Annotated in this window: 12 protein-coding genes; 9 read left to right on the top strand and 3 right to left on the bottom strand. The window is 68.8% G+C overall.

Features of this window, described 5'->3' with window-relative positions; all coding sequences use genetic code 11:
• The first annotated feature begins 355 nt into the window (after positions 1–355).
• Positions 356–2,650: a phosphoribosylformylglycinamidine synthase subunit PurL gene (gene purL, locus AB0I43_RS26960; RefSeq protein ID WP_357432785.1), complete on the top strand. Its 2,295-nt coding sequence runs from the start codon at positions 356–358 to the stop codon at positions 2,648–2,650.
• A 56-nt stretch (positions 2,651–2,706) separates the two neighbouring features.
• Here purL and AB0I43_RS26955 read toward each other — a convergent pair whose 3' ends face one another.
• A complete protein-coding gene (locus AB0I43_RS26955) occupies positions 2,707–2,994 on the bottom strand; it encodes a YiaA/YiaB family inner membrane protein (protein ID WP_357432784.1) in 288 nt (95 codons plus the stop codon).
• Between the two features lie 249 nt (positions 2,995–3,243).
• On the opposite strand from AB0I43_RS26955, the gene AB0I43_RS26950 reads away from it, so the two are divergent.
• The 3 genes from AB0I43_RS26950 to AB0I43_RS26940 all read left to right on the top strand — a co-directional run bounded on the left by AB0I43_RS26950 (position 3,244) and on the right by AB0I43_RS26940 (position 6,414).
• Entirely contained in the window at positions 3,244–4,944 is a 1,701-nt protein-coding gene (locus AB0I43_RS26950; RefSeq protein WP_356974976.1) for an alpha/beta hydrolase, read from the top strand.
• A complete protein-coding gene (locus AB0I43_RS26945) occupies positions 4,941–5,573 on the top strand; it encodes a CPBP family intramembrane glutamic endopeptidase (protein ID WP_356974978.1) in 633 nt (210 codons plus the stop codon). Before AB0I43_RS26950 ends, AB0I43_RS26945 begins: the two co-directional genes overlap by 4 nt.
• Positions 5,574–6,018: 445 nt before the next feature.
• On the top strand, positions 6,019–6,414 hold the full coding sequence (locus tag AB0I43_RS26940; RefSeq protein ID WP_357432783.1) for a sterol carrier family protein: 396 nt from the start codon (positions 6,019–6,021) through the stop codon (positions 6,412–6,414).
• Positions 6,415–6,615: 201 nt separating this feature from the next.
• Here AB0I43_RS26940 and AB0I43_RS26935 read toward each other — a convergent pair whose 3' ends face one another.
• Together AB0I43_RS26935 and AB0I43_RS26930 are read right to left on the bottom strand one after the other, a co-directional pair.
• Positions 6,616–7,140, bottom strand: a complete 525-nt coding sequence (locus AB0I43_RS26935) for a hypothetical protein (RefSeq protein WP_356974982.1) — start codon at positions 7,138–7,140, stop codon at positions 6,616–6,618.
• Between the two features lie 194 nt (positions 7,141–7,334).
• A complete protein-coding gene (locus tag AB0I43_RS26930; protein WP_357432880.1) occupies positions 7,335–8,642 on the bottom strand; it encodes an ABC transporter permease in 1,308 nt (435 codons plus the stop codon).
• Positions 8,643–8,872: 230 nt separating this feature from the next.
• Here AB0I43_RS26930 and purF point away from each other — a divergent pair, with 230 nt between their 5' ends.
• The 5 genes from purF to AB0I43_RS26905 all read left to right on the top strand — a co-directional run bounded on the left by purF (position 8,873) and on the right by AB0I43_RS26905 (position 16,251).
• A complete protein-coding gene (gene purF / locus AB0I43_RS26925; RefSeq protein WP_356974984.1) occupies positions 8,873–10,438 on the top strand; it encodes an amidophosphoribosyltransferase in 1,566 nt (521 codons plus the stop codon).
• 324 nt (positions 10,439–10,762) lie between these two features.
• Positions 10,763–12,373, top strand: a complete 1,611-nt coding sequence (locus tag AB0I43_RS26920; RefSeq protein ID WP_356974986.1) for an ABC transporter substrate-binding protein — start codon at positions 10,763–10,765, stop codon at positions 12,371–12,373.
• A gap of 95 nt (positions 12,374–12,468) precedes the next feature.
• Positions 12,469–13,479 carry an ABC transporter permease gene (locus tag AB0I43_RS26915; RefSeq protein ID WP_356975275.1) on the top strand — a complete coding sequence of 337 codons (1,011 nt, stop codon included), beginning with the start codon at positions 12,469–12,471 and terminating at the stop codon, positions 13,477–13,479.
• Between the two features lie 98 nt (positions 13,480–13,577).
• The gene (locus AB0I43_RS26910) at positions 13,578–14,558 is read left to right on the top strand and encodes an ABC transporter permease (protein ID WP_356975276.1); all 981 of its coding nucleotides are present in this window, start codon (positions 13,578–13,580) and stop codon (positions 14,556–14,558) included.
• The gene (locus AB0I43_RS26905; RefSeq protein WP_356975278.1) at positions 14,551–16,251 is read left to right on the top strand and encodes an ABC transporter ATP-binding protein; all 1,701 of its coding nucleotides are present in this window, start codon (positions 14,551–14,553) and stop codon (positions 16,249–16,251) included. The genes AB0I43_RS26910 and AB0I43_RS26905 overlap by 8 nt, the downstream gene beginning before the upstream one ends.
• Positions 16,252–16,348 lie beyond the last annotated feature (97 nt).

Raw genomic sequence — 16,348 nt, 5'->3', positions numbered from 1 at the left:
GGGTGTGACCTTCGCTGTTGGGCGCTCCCGAGCGACAGCGTAATGGGGGTCACCTCCGGGAGCGTGTCTCCCGCAATCGGTGTTTCGCGGGCAAGTTACAGCTCCTGACAAGGGGATTCGAGATTAATCCCGATTCCTCGGATGCGCGAAGGCAACTGATGGGCAATCGGTCCCCAGTTCGGCAGCCGGGTGGGCAGCGGCCGACCTGGGCGCTCCCTCTAGACTGGGCTCAGGCACTTCGCCGCAACCCAGTGACGACGCAGGTCGCTGCTCGCCGTTCCCAGTGCCCGCCCACCCGCCGGCTCGCCGGCCCGCCGTCCCCCTTTGGCCCGGCCGAAAGGACCCAGGTACCTCCGTGACTCCGCAGGTCGATACCGTCAGCGCAGCCGCAGCAAGCCCCGACGCGGCGCAACCGTACAAAGAGCTCGGCCTCAAGGACGACGAGTACGCCCGTATCAAGGAGATCCTGGGCCGCAGGCCCACCGATGCCGAGCTGGCCATGTACTCGGTGATGTGGAGCGAGCACTGCTCCTACAAGTCCTCGAAGGTGCACCTGCGCTACTTCGGCGAGACCACCACCGACGAGATGAAGGCCTCGATGCTCGCGGGCATCGGCGAGAACGCCGGCGTCGTCGACATCGGCGACGGCTGGGCGGTCACCTTCAAGGTGGAATCGCACAACCACCCCTCCTACGTGGAGCCCTACCAGGGCGCGGCCACCGGCGTCGGCGGCATCGTGCGCGACATCATGGCCATGGGCGCGCGGCCGATCGCGGTGATGGATCAGCTGCGCTTCGGCGCGGCCGATCACCCCGACACCCGGCGCGTGGTCGACGGCGTGGTGCGCGGCGTCGGCGGCTACGGCAACTCCCTCGGCCTGCCCAATGTCGGCGGCGAGACGGTCTTCGACGCCTCCTACCAGGGCAATCCGCTGGTCAACGCGCTCTGCGCCGGTGTCATGCGGGTCGAGGATCTGCACCTGGCCTTCGCCTCCGGCGCCGGCAACAAGATCATCCTGTTCGGCGCCCGCACCGGCCTCGACGGCATCGGCGGCGTCTCGGTGCTCGCCTCGGACACCTTCTCCGGTGACGAGTCCGGCACCGGCCGCAAGAAGCTGCCCGCCGTGCAGGTCGGTGACCCGTTCACCGAGAAGGTGCTCATCGAGTGCTGTCTGGAGCTGTACGCGGCCGGCCTGGTCGTCGGCATCCAGGATCTCGGCGGCGCCGGACTCTCTTGCGCCACTTCCGAACTCGCCGCCGCGGGCGACGGCGGCATGCACATCGACCTGACCCAGGTCCCGCTGCGCGCCGCGAACATGACCCCCGCCGAGATCCTCTCCAGCGAGTCGCAGGAGCGGATGTGCGCGGTCGTCACCCCCGAGAACGTGGACGCCTTCATGGCCGTCTGCAAGAAGTGGGACACCCTGGCCACCGTCATCGGTGAGGTCACCGACGGCGAGCGCCTCGTCATCACCTGGCACGGCGAGACCGTGGTGGACGTGCCGCCGCGCACCGTCGCACACCAGGGCCCGGTCTACGAGCGCCCGGTGCGGCGGCCGGATTATCAGGACGCGCTGATCGCCGACACCACCGACACGCTGTCGCGGCCCAAGACCGGCGACGAACTGCGCGCCACCCTGCTGCAGATGATCGCCAGCCCGCAGCTGTGCAGCCGCAAGTGGATCACCGAGCAGTACGACCGCTACGTGCGCGGCAACACGGTGCTCGCCGAGAACGCCGACGCGGGCGTGATCCGCATCGACGAGGCGTCCGGTCGCGGCATCGCGCTGGCCACCGACGCCTCCGGCCGCTACACCAAGCTGGACCCGTACGCCGGCGCGCAGCTGGCGCTGGCCGAGGCGTTCCGCAATGTCGCCACCACCGGCGCCACTCCGAAGGCCGTCAGCAACTGCCTGAACTTCGGTTCGCCGGAGGATCCGGGCGTGATGTGGCAGTTCCAGCAGGCCGTGCGCGGTCTCGCGGACGGCTGTGTCGCCCTGGGCATTCCGGTGACCGGCGGCAACGTCAGCTTCTACAACCAGACCGGTCAGGACGCCATCCTGCCGACCCCGGTGGTCGCCGTGCTCGGCGTCATCGACGACGTGCACCGGCGCATTCCCAGCGGTCTGGGCCTGGAGCCCGGCGAGACGCTGATCCTGCTCGGTGAGACGAAGGACGAACTGGGCGGCTCGATCTGGTCCCAGGTCGCCCACGATCACCTCGGCGGCGTGCCCCCGCAGGTCGATTTCGCCCGCGAACAGCTGCTCGCGGAGGTGCTCACCTCGGGTTCGCGCGACGGCATGATCAGCGCCGCGCACGACCTGTCCGAGGGCGGTCTGGCCCAAGCCTTGGTGGAGGCCGCGCTGGCCGGGGAGACGGGCTGCCGCATCCTGCTGCCCGAGGGCTCGGACCCGTTCGTGCAGCTGTTCTCCGAGTCGGCAGGTCGCGTGCTGGTGGCGGTGCCGCGCACCGAGGAGACCCGCTTCACCAAGATGTGCGACGCGCGCGGACTGCCGTGGGTGCGCATCGGCGTGGTGGACCAGGGCTCCGACGAGCTCGAGGTGCAGGGCCAGTTCACCGTTCCGCTGGCCGAGCTGCGCACGGCGTTCGAGGGCACGCTGCCCCAGCTGTTCGGCGCGCACACCGCCTGATCGGCCGCAGACGCGTTCGGGCCCGGTACACCTCGTGTACCGGGCCCGGCTCGCTGCTAGGGGGTCTTGAACGGATCGTGCTCGGCCATGAGCTTTTCCAGCCGGGCCTGATCGATGCGGCTGTGCAGGTTCTCCGACTCGTGCCGGTCCCGGACCACCTTCGCCAGTGTGAAGGCGCTGGTCACCAGGAACAGCAGCGACATGGCGAGGAAGCCGCGCTGCCACGCGTCCAGGGGAAGATAGAAAACGCCGACGCCCGCCCCGAAAAAGCTGACGCCGAACGCGATCGCGGCCTGCGCGATGTATGCCGAACTGGTCTTCGGCCGGGCGTTGGGTGTGCTCATGGGACAAGTCTGGCCGGATGCGATTCGACACAACCGGGTGTAACTACTCGAGCGTCCCGAGTAGTTGTCGTGCGTGCGTAACCTGGTCGAACACAGGATGATTGGATGAATCACCGGCTGCGGGCCGGTGCGGGCGGCGACACCGGGCTGTGGTGCGATGCCGGGGTTACCGGCGTCGACCGCCATACTGATCGGGTGCTCGAGAAGGCGAGGTCCCTGCGGAGGCTGCGTACGCGCGGCATCGTAGTGATGCGCAAACTCGAGAACGTCATCGATCTGAACTACCTCGGCCTGATCTGCGCGACCCTGTTCTTCGCGCTGTCGGTGACACCGTCGCTGGTGCCGCGCGACTGGCTGTTCCAGGGCTTGATCAGCGGCATCAACGCCGCCCTCGGCTACGGCGTCGGCTGTTTGCTGGAGTGGCTGTTCCGGGTGTGGCTGCGGCATTCGCCCAAGCTCGGCCCCCGGGTGCGCGCGGCCGTCCCGCCGACCTGGGTCCGCTACGCGGTGAAATCGGCGATCCTGCTCACCGCCGCGCTCAGTGCGGCGCTGATGCTGGTGCAGTCCGCGCGCTGGCAACGCGAGATCACGGCGCTGATGGGCATGGAGGGCACCACCACTCCCGCCTACCTGCGTACCGGGCTGCTCAGCGTGGCCGTCGGGGTCGGCGTGGTCGCGGTCTATCGCACCCTGCGGCACCTGGTGCTCGCGCTGGCCCGCCAGCTCAACCGCTGGATCAGGGTGCCGCGCGAATTCGCGCCGGCGCTCGGTCTGCTGCTGCTCACCATCTTCACCGTGACCGTCGTCAACGGTGTCGCCTCGCGCGCCTTCTTCGCCGTCGCGAACTCCGCCTTCAGCGTCCGCAACGATCACACCTCGGTGAACGCGGTGCAGCCGCAGCAATTCGAGCGCTCCGGCAGCCCCGAATCCCTGTCGAAGTGGGAAACCCTCGGTTTCGAAGGACGCTGGTTCGTCTCGCACGGACCGGACGCGGAGCAGATCGCCGCGCTTACCGGCAAGCCCGCGAAGGAACCGATCCGCGCCTACGTCGGCCTGGAATCGGCCGAGGGCGGCCCGGAGGAGCAGGCCCAGCTCGCCGCCGCCGAACTGGAACGCACCGGCGCCTTCGACCGCAAGGTGCTCGTCGTGGCCACCACCACCGGCACCGGCTGGGTGAATTCGCTGGCCGCCGGGGCGATCGAGTACATGTACGGCGGCGACACCGCCATCATCGCCACGCAGTACTCGTATCTGCCCAGCGTGCTGTCCTTCCTCGCCGACCGCGGGAAAGCCACCACGGCGGGCCGACTCGTCTTCGACGCCGTGCACCAGCACTGGTCGGCCCGGCCGCCGGAGGCCCGGCCGAAGCTGCTCGTCTACGGCGAGAGCCTCGGCTCTCAGGGATCCGAGGCGGCCTTCGACGGACTGTCCGATCTGCGGGCCAAGGTCGACGGCGCGCTGTGGGTCGGCCCGCCGAACTCCAATCAGATGTGGAAGCAACTGGTCTCGCGCCGGGACCCGGGCTCGCGCGAGGTGGCGCCGATGTACGCCGACGGCCTGGTGGTCCGCTTCGCGGCCGACAGCGCCGACCTGGCCCGGCCGAGCACCGAGTGGCGGCCGCCGCGCATCGCCTACCTGCAGCATCCGTCCGACCCGATCGTCTGGTGGTCCCCGGATCTGATCTTCTCCCAGCCGGATTGGCTGGCCGAACCGCGCGGCACCGACGTCACCACCCAGATGCGCTGGTGGCCCTTCGTCACCTTCTGGCAGGTGGCCGCCGACCTGACCAACGCCCAGGGCGTCACCGACGGGCACGGCCACCGGTACGGTTCGCTGGTGCTCGACGGCTGGGTCGCCATCGCCGAACCACCCGGCTGGAACGCCGAGCTGTCGGACAAGATCCGCACCCAGCTCGAAGCCGCCGAGGATCTGGAACGCGAACTCAAGTGAGACGATCCGCTGAAATCGTTGCCGCCATTGGTGTTCCGCTGCTCTGGAGCAACGTCCTGCTGCCTCGGCTGAACGCCGGATTGCGCGGGCGCACCACCGCCAACGCCGGTTTCGCCACCGGCTACGCACTGGTGTTCCGCGGTGCGCCGCACTGGTTTTCGGCCCGTGGCGTGCGGATCGGCCTGGGCGCCGTGCTTCCGGTGGCTGCCGGATACGCTGCGGCAGTGGCGATCCCGGCGCTCCGCGAACGCCTGATCGAACTCGCCGACCACGAGCCGGAGGTCCCGGCCAGCGAATGGGTGTCGGTGCACATCCCGATCGGCACCGTCTACACCGAGGAACTCGTCTTCCGCGGCACCCTGGAACCCTTGCTGGACAACACGTTCGGCCCACGAACCGGCGCGCTCCTCGGCGCCGCCACCTTCGGCCTGTGGCACATCCACCCCGCCCGCACCGCGGGCGACAGCGTCCCCGGCACCGTCGCGATCACCGCCCTCGGCGGCCTGGTCTTCGGCCGGCTCCGCCGCCACACCGGCAGCGCCACCGCCCCCGCCCTGCTTCACTGGGCGCTCAACGCGGGCGGTGTCCTCGCCCCGCGCCTGGCCCGTCGCTGGCAAGCGCCTCGGTAGAGCGGCGGGATTTCGCCGCTCGAACGTGACCGGGCAGGGCCGAAGCGGGCTTCGTCGATGGAGCGCGATCCGGTAGGGCGGCGGGGCCCGCGCCTGGGGCGTGGCCCAGTAGAGCGGTAGCGGGTTGCCGCTGGGGCGTGGCCCGGTAGGGCGGTAGCGGGTTGCCGCTGGGGGTGACTCGGTAGGGCGGTAGCGGGTTGCCGCTGGGGGTGACTCGGTAGGGCGGCAGCGATTCTCGCCGCTGGAACGCGGCCCGAAGCCGGTGGCACCGTGCGGAGACCTCTTCCCGCCAGGTTCTGCACGATCCGATCTCGGCAGCTCCCAGCCGCGCGGCTGTCTCGGCCGTGCCGGGCAGGGGCGTCTCGGTGCGGCTGGCGAGGGTGGCCTGGCAGCTGCCGCTCGAGAGGTAGTCGGTGTGTCGGGGCCGCCCAGTACTCTCGGCCGCATGGCAGGACGAGCGACCGTGAAACCAGGTGAACTGCGTGCGGCCGTCGACGTGGTGACGCCGTGGCTGCTGGACGAGTCCGCCGCCGCGCCCGCGCGTTCCGAGATCGCCGCGGCGGTGCGTGCGACGGCCCGCACCCTGGCGGCCTCCGCGCCGGGGCATTCCGTCGAGCTGCGGGTGCCGCCGTTCGTCGCCGTGCAGTGCGTCGAGGGGCCGCGGCATACCCGGGGCACGCCCCCGAATGTCGTCGAAACGGACGCGCGCACCTGGTTGCTGCTGGCGACGGGCCTGCTGGACTTCGCCGCCGCCGTGGATTCCGGCGCACTCACGGCCTCCGGCAGCCGGGCCCCGGAGGTCGCGTACTGGCTCCCGATGGCGAAACCGGCTGCCGACTGAGGGATCGCCGGTCTCCTGGTGCTACCCGGGTGCCGACCAGTCGGGTCAGCGGCACGCCCGCGTGACGACAGTGAGCGAGCCGCGTAAGTGGTGGCAGCGGGTGGCCTGTGGGTAACGGCCAGGTCGTCTGAGCGGCCGTCCGGGTGACGACCGGGTCGCGTGCGGCCGACGCGGATGCGGAACCGCCTGGTCGCGGGCCGGTCAGCCGAGTGGGACCGTCGCCCAGCGCGCTTGATCGGCGTCGCGCGAAGGCGTGCCGTTCCACGGGTGGGCCCCGAAAGCGGGGTCGCTGAGCAGCGCGCGGTACGGCGCTTTCGCGTACCCCGCGTTGCTGACTTCCACGGCGGCGGTCCGGATGAACAGCAGCGGGGTCTTCTTCAAGAAGTAGGCCAGGTCGGTGGCGGCGGGGCGCAGGTCCTCGGGGCTGGTGGACGCCGCCGCGGACAGGTTGAACCGCACCGAGATCTTACCGGGCTGCTCGGTCAGCTCGGTGGTGTCGACCGAGGACAGGCAGACGCCCTCGGGCAGGACGCGCAGCTTGGCGACCTCCGCCGTCAGATACTTCTCGTCCGCGTTGCGGCCCTCGGCTTTGCTCGCGCAGCCGCCCGCCTCGGCCTCGGACGCGCCGCCGCAGCCGGCCGCGAGCGCCAGCACCGGAACCGCCAGGGCGGCCGCGACCACCGACCGCCATCCGGGCAGCACGAAACAGCTCTCGGAAACGAACATCGAACCCCCACGTCTTCGAACCCCGGCCGCCACGTCTACAGCCGCGATCACCCTGTCCCGCCCGGCAGCCGTTGTCAATGGTGTCGTCGACAATGACAAATCGATGAAACCGGCTGTGCGGCAGACCCTTCGGGAACAGCGCCGATCCGGCGGCCGGACCGGAGGCCCCTGTGCAGCTCCACAGGGGCCTCCGGCTAATCCTCGCTCTTGTTGACCACGGCACTGCCCGACTCCTCGACCACGATCGAGGACCCGCGGTGCAGCCCCTTGCGGTCGTAGAACCGGGTGATCAGCACGCCGAGCACCACGCCGACGGCCAGGCCGAGCACCGCCATCCAGACTCCGCGCGCCAGCCCGGCCTCGAAGCTGCCGTCGAAGTACAGGATCGCCCGCACGCCGAGGAACACCTGATGCATCGGCTCGAACGCGGCCAGCCAGGCGAAATAGTGCGGCGTCGCCTCGATCGGCACGGTGCCGCCGGAGGAGGGCAGGCCCAGGATGATGAACAGGATCAGGTTCACCAGCAGACCGGCCGACCCGATCGCGGCCAGGATGGCCAGCCCGGTGACGCCCACCGCCGTGATGGCCAGCACGCCGTACAGGAACAGCCCGAAGGTATTGCTCATCGGCATTCCCAGTGCCTTGGCGACCAGCACGAACACCGTCGACACGGTGATCGAGGTGATCACCATCACGCCCCACTTGAGCAGCAGGGTCTTGAACCGGGACAGGTGTGTGCGCGGATAGTGCACGAACCAGGGCCCGTATTCGGTGGGCACCACCCCGAGCGCGGCGTCGATCATGGTGTGGATGGTCATCGACCCGACCAGGCCCGCCAGCAACAGCAGCAGCGCGTAGAAGAAGGCGGTCAGGCCCTGGCCGGTGCCCGAGGGCAGCTGCCGGAAGGGCTCGACGACGACGTCGATCGGATCGGCCAGGGCCAGCCGGGTGGCACCGCTCAGTTCCGGCGCCTGACCGCCGTCGGGCGGCGTGAGCTGGATTTTCACCTGCTGGGTGAGCTGTTCGCCGACCTGTTTGTCCACCTGGGTCAGGGCCCGCTCGCCGACCTGCTGCACGATGTTGGTGACGAACGCGCCGGTCCGCGGATTGGTCTGCAGCGTGATGACGGGCTTCTCGATATCGCCGGGGATCACGCTGCCGACGCCGAGGATTCCGAGCCGTTTGCTGAAGTCGCTCGGAATGATGATCGCGCCGTAGACCTTGCCGTTCTGCATCTGCAACTCGGCCTCGTTGATCCCGAGCTCGCGCAGATCGACCTTGTCCGCCGGGATGCCCTGCTTCATGGCCGCGGCGATCTGGTCGCCGAAGTTCACACGTTGCTGCGCGTCGGGCGGGCCGGTGACATCGCCTTCGTCCTGGTTGACGAGCGCGATCGGGAAATCGTGCAGGTTCTTCTCGGGATCGACCACGTAGGCGAGATACATGGTGCCGAGCAGCGCCATGAACAAGGTCAGCACCGCGATCGGTGCGATCCAGCCCATCGGGCGCAAGCGCGGGGCCCTGGTGCTGTCCACTTCCTCGGAAGTCGTCACGCTGGGGACGCTAACAGCAGCGCGGGCGGTAATTCGGCACCTCGGGCCCGGTGTCGCTGGTCACTCCGCGGCGGCCCCGCCCGACGTGATTGCCCTGCGGATGCGGTGGCGGTGCTCGGCGCGAGATTCGCACCCGTAGAATGGGGTGGCCCCCAGCCCGCCCTCTTAGGGAGCAAACGTTGACCAACGTCGACCAAGCCGTCACCCCCGATCAGGACGAGAACGAACCACGCGAGGAGTGTGGCGTTTTCGGTGTCTGGGCCCCGAGCGAAGACGTGGCCAAACTCACCTATTACGGCCTCTACGCGCTACAGCACCGCGGCCAGGAGGCGGCGGGCATCGCGGTCTCCGATGGTTCGCAGATCCTGGTCTTCAAGGATCTGGGTCTGGTGAGCCAGGTCTTCGACGAGCAGACGCTCGCGGCCATGCCCGGCCATATCGCCGTCGGCCACTGCCGCTACTCCACTACGGGCGGTGTGACCTGGGAGAACGCGCAGCCGATCTTCCGCACCACCGCCGTGGGCTCCGGACTTGCCCTGGGCCACAACGGTAATCTCGTCAACACCGCCGAATTGGCCGGTCGCGCAAGGGAACTCGGCCTGATCGGGACTCCGATCCAGAACGGCCGCCCGCAGCCGGTGGGCGCCACCTCCGACTCCGACGTGATGACGGCGCTGCTCGCGCACGCCGCCGCCGATTCCTCCATCGAGCAGGCCGCGATGGAGCTGCTGCCGCAGCTCAAAGGCGCGTTCTGCCTGACCTTCATGGACGAGCACACCCTCTACGCCGCCCGGGATCCGCACGGCGTGCGCCCGCTGTGCCTGGGCCGGCTGGACCGCGGCTGGGTGGTCGCCAGCGAAACCGCAGCATTGGACATCGTGGGCGCGGCGTTCGTCCGCGACATCGAGCCGGGCGAACTGCTGGCGATCGACGCCGACGGCGTGCGGTCCATGCGCTTCGCCAACCCCGAGCCCAAGGGCTGCGTCTTCGAGTTCGTCTACCTGGCCCGTCCCGACTCCACCATCTCCGGCCGCTCGGTGCACGCCACCCGGGTGGAGATCGGCCGCCGCCTGGCGGGGGAGCACCCGGTCGACGCCGATCTGGTGATTCCGGTGCCGGAGTCCGGCACCCCGGCCGCGGTCGGGTACGCGCAGGGCTCGGGTGTGCCCTACGGCCAGGGTCTGATGAAGAACGCCTATGTCGGCCGCACCTTCATCCAGCCCAGTCAGACCATCCGCCAGCTCGGCATCCGGCTCAAGCTGAATCCGCTGCGCGAGGTGATCCGCGGCAAGCGCCTGATCGTCGTCGACGATTCCATCGTGCGCGGCAACACCCAGCGCGCCCTGGTGCGCATGCTGCGGGAGGCGGGCGCGCTGGAGATCCACGTCCGCATCGCGTCGCCGCCGGTGAAGTGGCCGTGCTTCTACGGCATCGATTTCGCCTCGCGCGCGGAGTTGATCGCCAACGGCGCGGGCGCCGACGACAGCTACGCCGACATGGTGGAGGCGGTGCGCCGCTCGATCGGCGCGGACAGCCTCGGCTACATCTCCACCGAGGGCATGATCGCCGCCACCGAGCAGCCGCGCTCGCGGCTGTGCGCCGCCTGCTTCGACGGCGATTACCCGATTCCGCTGCCCACCGAGGCGGCCATCGGCAAGAACGTCCTGGAGGGCATGCTGAGCGGCCAGTCCGAGTCGATGTTGCTGAGCGAGAACGCGAATGCGAGCGCGCTGAGCCGCCCGTAGTCCACCGAGTCGAACACCGAAGGCGTCCCCGCGGGGGCGCCTTCGGTCGTTTCGGGGTACCTGTCAGGGGGAGTGCTGTGGCCTCCTCGAGACACGGTTATCCGCCGATCGGGCGCAACCTGGACATATGACCTGTCAAGGGGGCTCTCGCCGCGCCGGACTCAGTTCGTCTGCTAACGCGCCGGTGATTTTTTCTTCGAAAACGCAACTCGCCGGAAATGGTTCCTGGGTAGGTTCCCCGGATATATCGCTAGTTCACCGTGTCCGCACCCGCCCTGTGATCCAGGACGACCAGGTGCGGACACGCACGAGAAGTGGGGCCTGATGTTGGTTTCGAAGACGCCTGGGCAGCGCACCCGAACGAGAGTGATCACGGCCGTCGGTCTGGCCGCACTGGCCTCGTCGGTGGTCGCGGGGTGTGGTTCCGGTAAGCAGGACGACGCGGGAGACGGCGCCGGATTGGTAGTCGGCACCACGGACAAGATCTTCTCCCTCGACCCGGTGGCCGCCTACGACAACGGTTCACTCGTCGTCGAGACCCAGATCTATTCGTATCTGCTGAATTTCGAGCCGGGCGACACCACGCCCAAGCCCGACGCGGCGGAGAAGTGCGAGTTCAGCGCGCCGACGGTCTACACCTGCAAACTCAAGTCCGGCCTGAAGTTCGCCAACGGGAACCCACTGACCGCCAAGAGCGTCAAGTTCTCCTTCGACCGGATGGTCAAGATCAATGACCCGAACGGTCCCGCGTCGCTGCTCCAGAACCTGGACAAGACCGACGCGCCGGACGATCTCACCGTGAACTTCACGCTGAAGGTCGCCAACGACCAGACCTTCCCGGCCATCCTGCCCACGCAGGCCGGCCCGATCGTCGACGAAAAGGTCTATCCCGCAGACAAAGTCATGCCGGACGAGGACGTCGTGAAGGCCAAGGGCTACTCCGGCCCGTACGTGATCGCCAGCTACGACAAGAACAAGCTGGTCGAGTACCAGGCCTACGCCGACTACCAGGGCATCCTGGGTACGCCCAAGACCAAGCAGGTCTCCGCGAAGTACTACGCGACCAGCGACAACATGAAGCTGGATCTGCAGAACGGTTCGCTGGACGCGGCCTACCGTTCCTTCACGCCCACCGATGTGGAGTCGCTGAAGTCCTCGGACAAGGTGAAGGTGCACGAGGGCCCCGGCGGCGAGCTGCGCTACATCGTGTTCAACATGAACACGATGCCCGGCGGCAGCCCCGAGCAGAAGCTGGCCATCCGTAAGGCGATGTCGTCCACGGTGGACCGCGAGGCGCTCGCGACGGGCGTCTACAAGAACACCTACGTGCCCGCGTATTCCCCGCTGCCCCAGGGCCAGCCGGGCGCGACCGAGCCGTTCAAGGATCTCTACGGCGCCAAGCCGGACAAGGCCAAGGCGGCGAAGTTCCTCGCCGACGCCGGCGTCGCCACCCCGGTCGAGCTGAACCTGCAGTACAACCCGGATCACTACGGCCCCTCCAGCCCGGAGGAGTACGCGGCGGTCAAGTCGCAGCTCGAGTCGAGCGGCCTGTTCAAGGTCAACCTGCAGTCCACCGAGTGGGTCACCTACCAGCGCGAGCGGGCGCGCGACGCGTACCCGCTGTACCAGCTGGGCTGGTTCCCGGACTTCCCGGATCCGGACAACTACCTGACCCCGTTCTTCGCGCCGAACAACTTCCTGCAGTCGCACTTCGAGGATCCCGAGATCACCAAGCTGCTCACGGCCGAGACCACCGAGAGCGACAAGACCAAGCGGCTCGAGATCATCAAGCAGATCCAGAAGGACATCGCCGAGAAGCACATCCCGACGCTGCCGCTGCTGTCCGGCAAGCAAATCGCGGTGGCCGGCACCGGCGTGCAGGGCGTGGTCCTGGACGGTTCCTTCAAGTTCCGATACACGACGCTGAGCAAGTGAGCTCGGAGACGAAAGCCGAGGCGGGATCGGAAACGGTCCCGCCCCGGCGGTTCGGGCTGCCGCGGATCGGCCGGGGCGACTCTCGTCACGCCGCCCTGCTGCGGTACCTGGGTGTCCGGTTGCTGATGATCCCGCTGACCGCGTGGATTCTGGTGACCGTGGTGTTCTTCCTGATGCGCGTGATCGGTGATCCGATCAGCGCGGCCATGGGCGGACGCATGACTCAGCAGCAGATCGAGGAGCGCAAGGAGGCGGCCGGGCTGAACCGGCCGATCCTGTCCCAGTACTGGGAGTACCTCTCGGATCTGCTGCGGCTGGATTTCGGCCGCTCGCAAGACAATCGGGAGATCAGCGACGTCATCGTCACCTACGGCGCGGCGACGGTCGAGCTGGTGTTCTGGTCGCTGCTGGTGGCCTTCGCGGTCGGTGTCCCGCTGGGCAGATGGGCTGCCACGCATAGGGATTCGGTGTCGGACGCCGGTCTGCGGATCTTCGCGATCCTGGCCTACGCGGCGCCGGTGTTCTTCGTCGGCCTGTTGCTCAAGCTGGTGTTCTCGGTCCAGCTGGGCTGGCTGCCCGTCGCCGGCCGGGCCAGCACCAACGTCGAACTGCGGCTGCAGCGCGTCTCGCCGAAGACCAACATCATGGCGATCGACGCGATCCTCTACGGCGACACCGGCTATCTGATCGACGTGCTGAAACACGCTGTGCTGCCGGCGATCGCGCTCGGCCTGCTGACCGCGGGCGTGTTCCTGCGACTGGTGCGGATCAACCTGATCCAGACCCTGCGCAGCGACTACGTCGACGCCGCCCGCGCCCGCGGGCTGTCCAGCCGCGTGGTCACCGGACGGCACGCCTTCCGCAACGCGATGATCCCGATCGTCACCGTGATGGGCATGTACATCGCGATGATGCTCGGCGGCGCGGTGCTCACCGAGACCACCTTCGAATGGAAGGGCCTCGGCTTCCAGCTCGCCGAATATCTGAAGGCGCGCGATTTCATCGCGGTACAGGGCATCGTGGCGTTCATCGCGGTGGCGATCGCGGTGATGAGCTTCATCGTGGACGCCATCGTCGCGTTGATCGACCCGAGGGTGAGGTTCTGATGACCACACCGGAACTGCTCAACGAGTCCGTCGCGACCGCGCCGGTGCCGCCGGTGGTCGGCCCGCGCCGCGGCATCCCGGGGCTGCGGCTGTTCTCGATGACCTCGGGCCTGCAGCGGGCCACGCTGATCCTGGGGCTCGCGCTGATCGCGCTGTTCGTCGTCGCGGCGGTGTTCGCGCCGCTGCTGGCGCCGTACGGGTTCTCCCAGATCCAGGAGAACGGCACGGAATTCGTGCGCCAGCAGGCGCCCTCGGCACAGCACTGGTTCGGCACCTCGGTGCGCGGCGAGGACGTGTTCTCCCGGGTGCTGTTCGGCGCGCGCACCGCGCTGTACGTGATCCTGACCTCGCTGGTGCTCTCGCTGCTCATCGGCGTGCCGCTGGGGCTGGTGTCCGGGTATGTCGGGCGCTGGCTGGACCGCGTGCTGGTGCTGTTCATGGACGCGATGTACGCGTTCCCGACGCTGCTGCTGGCGATCGTGGTGTCCATCGTGGTCGCGGGCGGCGCCTCCAGCAGCTTCGGCGGCGTGCTGTCGGCGGCCATCGCCATCACCGCGATCTTCGTGCCGCAATACTTCCGGGTGGTGCGCAATGCCACCGTGGCGGTGAAACAGGAACCGTACGTCGACGCGGCCCGGGTCACCGGCGCCTCTACCACGCGAATCCTGTTCCGGCACATCCTCGCCAACGTCACCCAGTCGCTGCCGGTGATCGTGACGCTGAACGGGGCCGAGGCCATCCTCACCCTCGCCGGCCTGGGCTTCCTCGGCTTCGGCATCGAACCCACCCAGGCCGCGGAGTGGGGCTACGACCTGAACAAGGCGATTTCCGATGTCTCCAACGGCATCTGGTGGACCGGCATCTTCCCCGGCATCGCCATCGTGCTCGTGGTGCTCGGCATGACCCTGGTCGGCGAGAGCCTCAACGAGGTGCTCAATCCGCTGCTGCGGACCCGCCGCACGGCCCGCCCCACCGCGGTGGGCAGCGACGTGGTCGTGGGGGAGACCGGCGAACCCGAGATGGACGTCGCGGCCGCACCGGCGGAAGTCGCCGTGAGCAAGGAGAACCGAGCTGAGTAAGCAGCAAACGGCGGCGGAGCCGGGCGGGCCCGCGCTGTCGATCCAAGGCCTGTCGGTCACATTCGCCACCGATGCCGGACCGGTGCACGCGGTCAGCAACGTGTCCTACGAGGTGTTCCCCGGCGAGGTGCTCGCCATCGTGGGGGAATCGGGTTCGGGCAAGTCGGTCAGCTCGCGCACCGCGATGGCGCTGCTGCCCGGCACCGCCCAGGTGACCGGCCTGGTCACCCTGGGCAGTCAGTCCATCACCAAGATGAGCGAGAAACAGCTCACCGCGCTGCGCGGCGGCGCCATCTCGATGGTGTTCCAGGAGCCGGGCTCGGCGCTGGACCCGCTGTTCACCGTCGGCTTCCAGATCTCCGAGGCGCTGCGCGCGCATTCGGAGCTGACCAAGAAGCAGGCCAAGGCGCGGGCGGTGGAACTGCTGCGCCTGGTCGGCCTGCCCGATCCGGAGCACCGGGTGGACTACTACCCGCACCAGCTCTCCGGCGGGCAGAAGCAGCGCGTGGTGATCGCCATCGCCATCGCCTGCGAACCCAAGGTGATCATCGCCGACGAGCCCACCACCGCGCTCGACGTCACCGTGCAGGCCGAGATCCTGGAACTGCTGCGCGATCTGCGCGATCGGATCGGCAGCGCGATCGTCCTGATCACCCACAACATGGGCGTGGTCGCCGACCTCGCCGATCGCGTGGTGGTGATGTGGAACGGCGAGGTGGTCGAAACCGCGCCGGTGGACGAGCTTTTCGCGCACCCGAAACAGGAGTACACCCGGAAGTTGCTCGCGGCGGTGCCGCACCTGGGCGCGCGCAAGGAGCCGGCCACACCGGCGCCGGCGCGCGCGCCCGACGAGTCGGCCACACCGGTGCTCGAGGTGTCCGACCTGGTCGTGGAGTTCCCCGGGCCGTTCGGCCGGCCGCCGTTCCGCGCGGTCGACGAGGTGAGCTTCCGGATCGGCGCGGGCGAAACCGTCGGCCTGGTCGGCGAATCCGGTTCCGGCAAGTCCACCATCGGCCGGTGTGTCGCCGCGCTGCAGCGACCCAGCTCCGGAGTGGTGCGGGTGCGCGGCGAGGCGATCTCGGGCATGTCGCAGCGGCAGCTGCGGCCCGTTCGCAAGCGGTTCGGGTTCGTCTTCCAGGACCCGGCGACCTCGCTGAACCCGCGCCTGACCGTGGGCGACTGCGTGGCCGAGCCGCTGCTGGTGCACAAGCTGGGCAGCGCCGCCGAGATCCGGGCCAAGGTGCGGCACATGCTCGACGATGTGCAACTGCCCGCGGGCGCCGAGCGCCGCTACCCGCACGAGCTGTCCGGCGGCCAGCGCCAGCGCGCCAGCCTGGCCCGGGCGCTGGTGACCAACCCGGACCTGCTGGTCGCCGACGAGCCGACCAGCGCGCTGGACGTCTCGGTGCAGGCGGCGGTGCTGGACCTGTTCGGCGAGTTGCAGCGCGAATGCGGGTGGGCGTGCCTGTTCATCAGTCACGACCTCGCGGTGGTCGATCAGCTCTCGGATCGGATCGTGGTGCTGCGCGACGGCGCGGTCGTCGAACAGGGCGATCGGGACAGCATTCTGCGCGATCCGCAGCAGGAATACACCCAGCGCTTGGTTGCCGCGGTGCCGGTGCCGGACCCGGTCGAGCAACGGCGTAGACGGGCCGAAACGGGTTCGCTGTTCGCCACCGACAGCGCCGGGTGAGTCGTGGCGTCAAGAGCCCCAGCCAACTCAGCTGCGGAGCCGTTATCCGGTTCCGGTAGCGTGAGCAGGCATCTATCCGCCGATTCGGTTTGGAGCT

The organism is Nocardia sp. NPDC050435, from assembly GCF_040655395.1.
In the GTDB taxonomy this organism is placed as follows: Bacteria; Actinomycetota; Actinomycetes; order Mycobacteriales; family Mycobacteriaceae; genus Nocardia.
This window is presented reverse-complemented; position numbering and strand designations above follow the sequence as displayed.

Coding starts and splice junctions, on each gene's coding strand:
- AB0I43_RS26950 (WP_356974976.1), top strand. CDS start 3,244: ATGCGCAAACTCGAGAACGTCATCGATCTGAACTACCTCGGCCTGATC.
- AB0I43_RS26955 (WP_357432784.1), bottom strand. CDS start 2,994: ATGAGCACACCCAACGCCCGGCCGAAGACCAGTTCGGCATACATCGCG.
- AB0I43_RS26910 (WP_356975276.1), top strand. CDS start 13,578: ATGACCTCGGGCCTGCAGCGGGCCACGCTGATCCTGGGGCTCGCGCTG.
- AB0I43_RS26935 (WP_356974982.1), bottom strand. CDS start 7,140: ATGTTCGTTTCCGAGAGCTGTTTCGTGCTGCCCGGATGGCGGTCGGTG.
- AB0I43_RS26930 (WP_357432880.1), bottom strand. CDS start 8,642: ATGGGCTGGATCGCACCGATCGCGGTGCTGACCTTGTTCATGGCGCTG.
- AB0I43_RS26920 (WP_356974986.1), top strand. CDS start 10,763: ATGTTGGTTTCGAAGACGCCTGGGCAGCGCACCCGAACGAGAGTGATC.
- AB0I43_RS26940 (WP_357432783.1), top strand. CDS start 6,019: ATGGCAGGACGAGCGACCGTGAAACCAGGTGAACTGCGTGCGGCCGTC.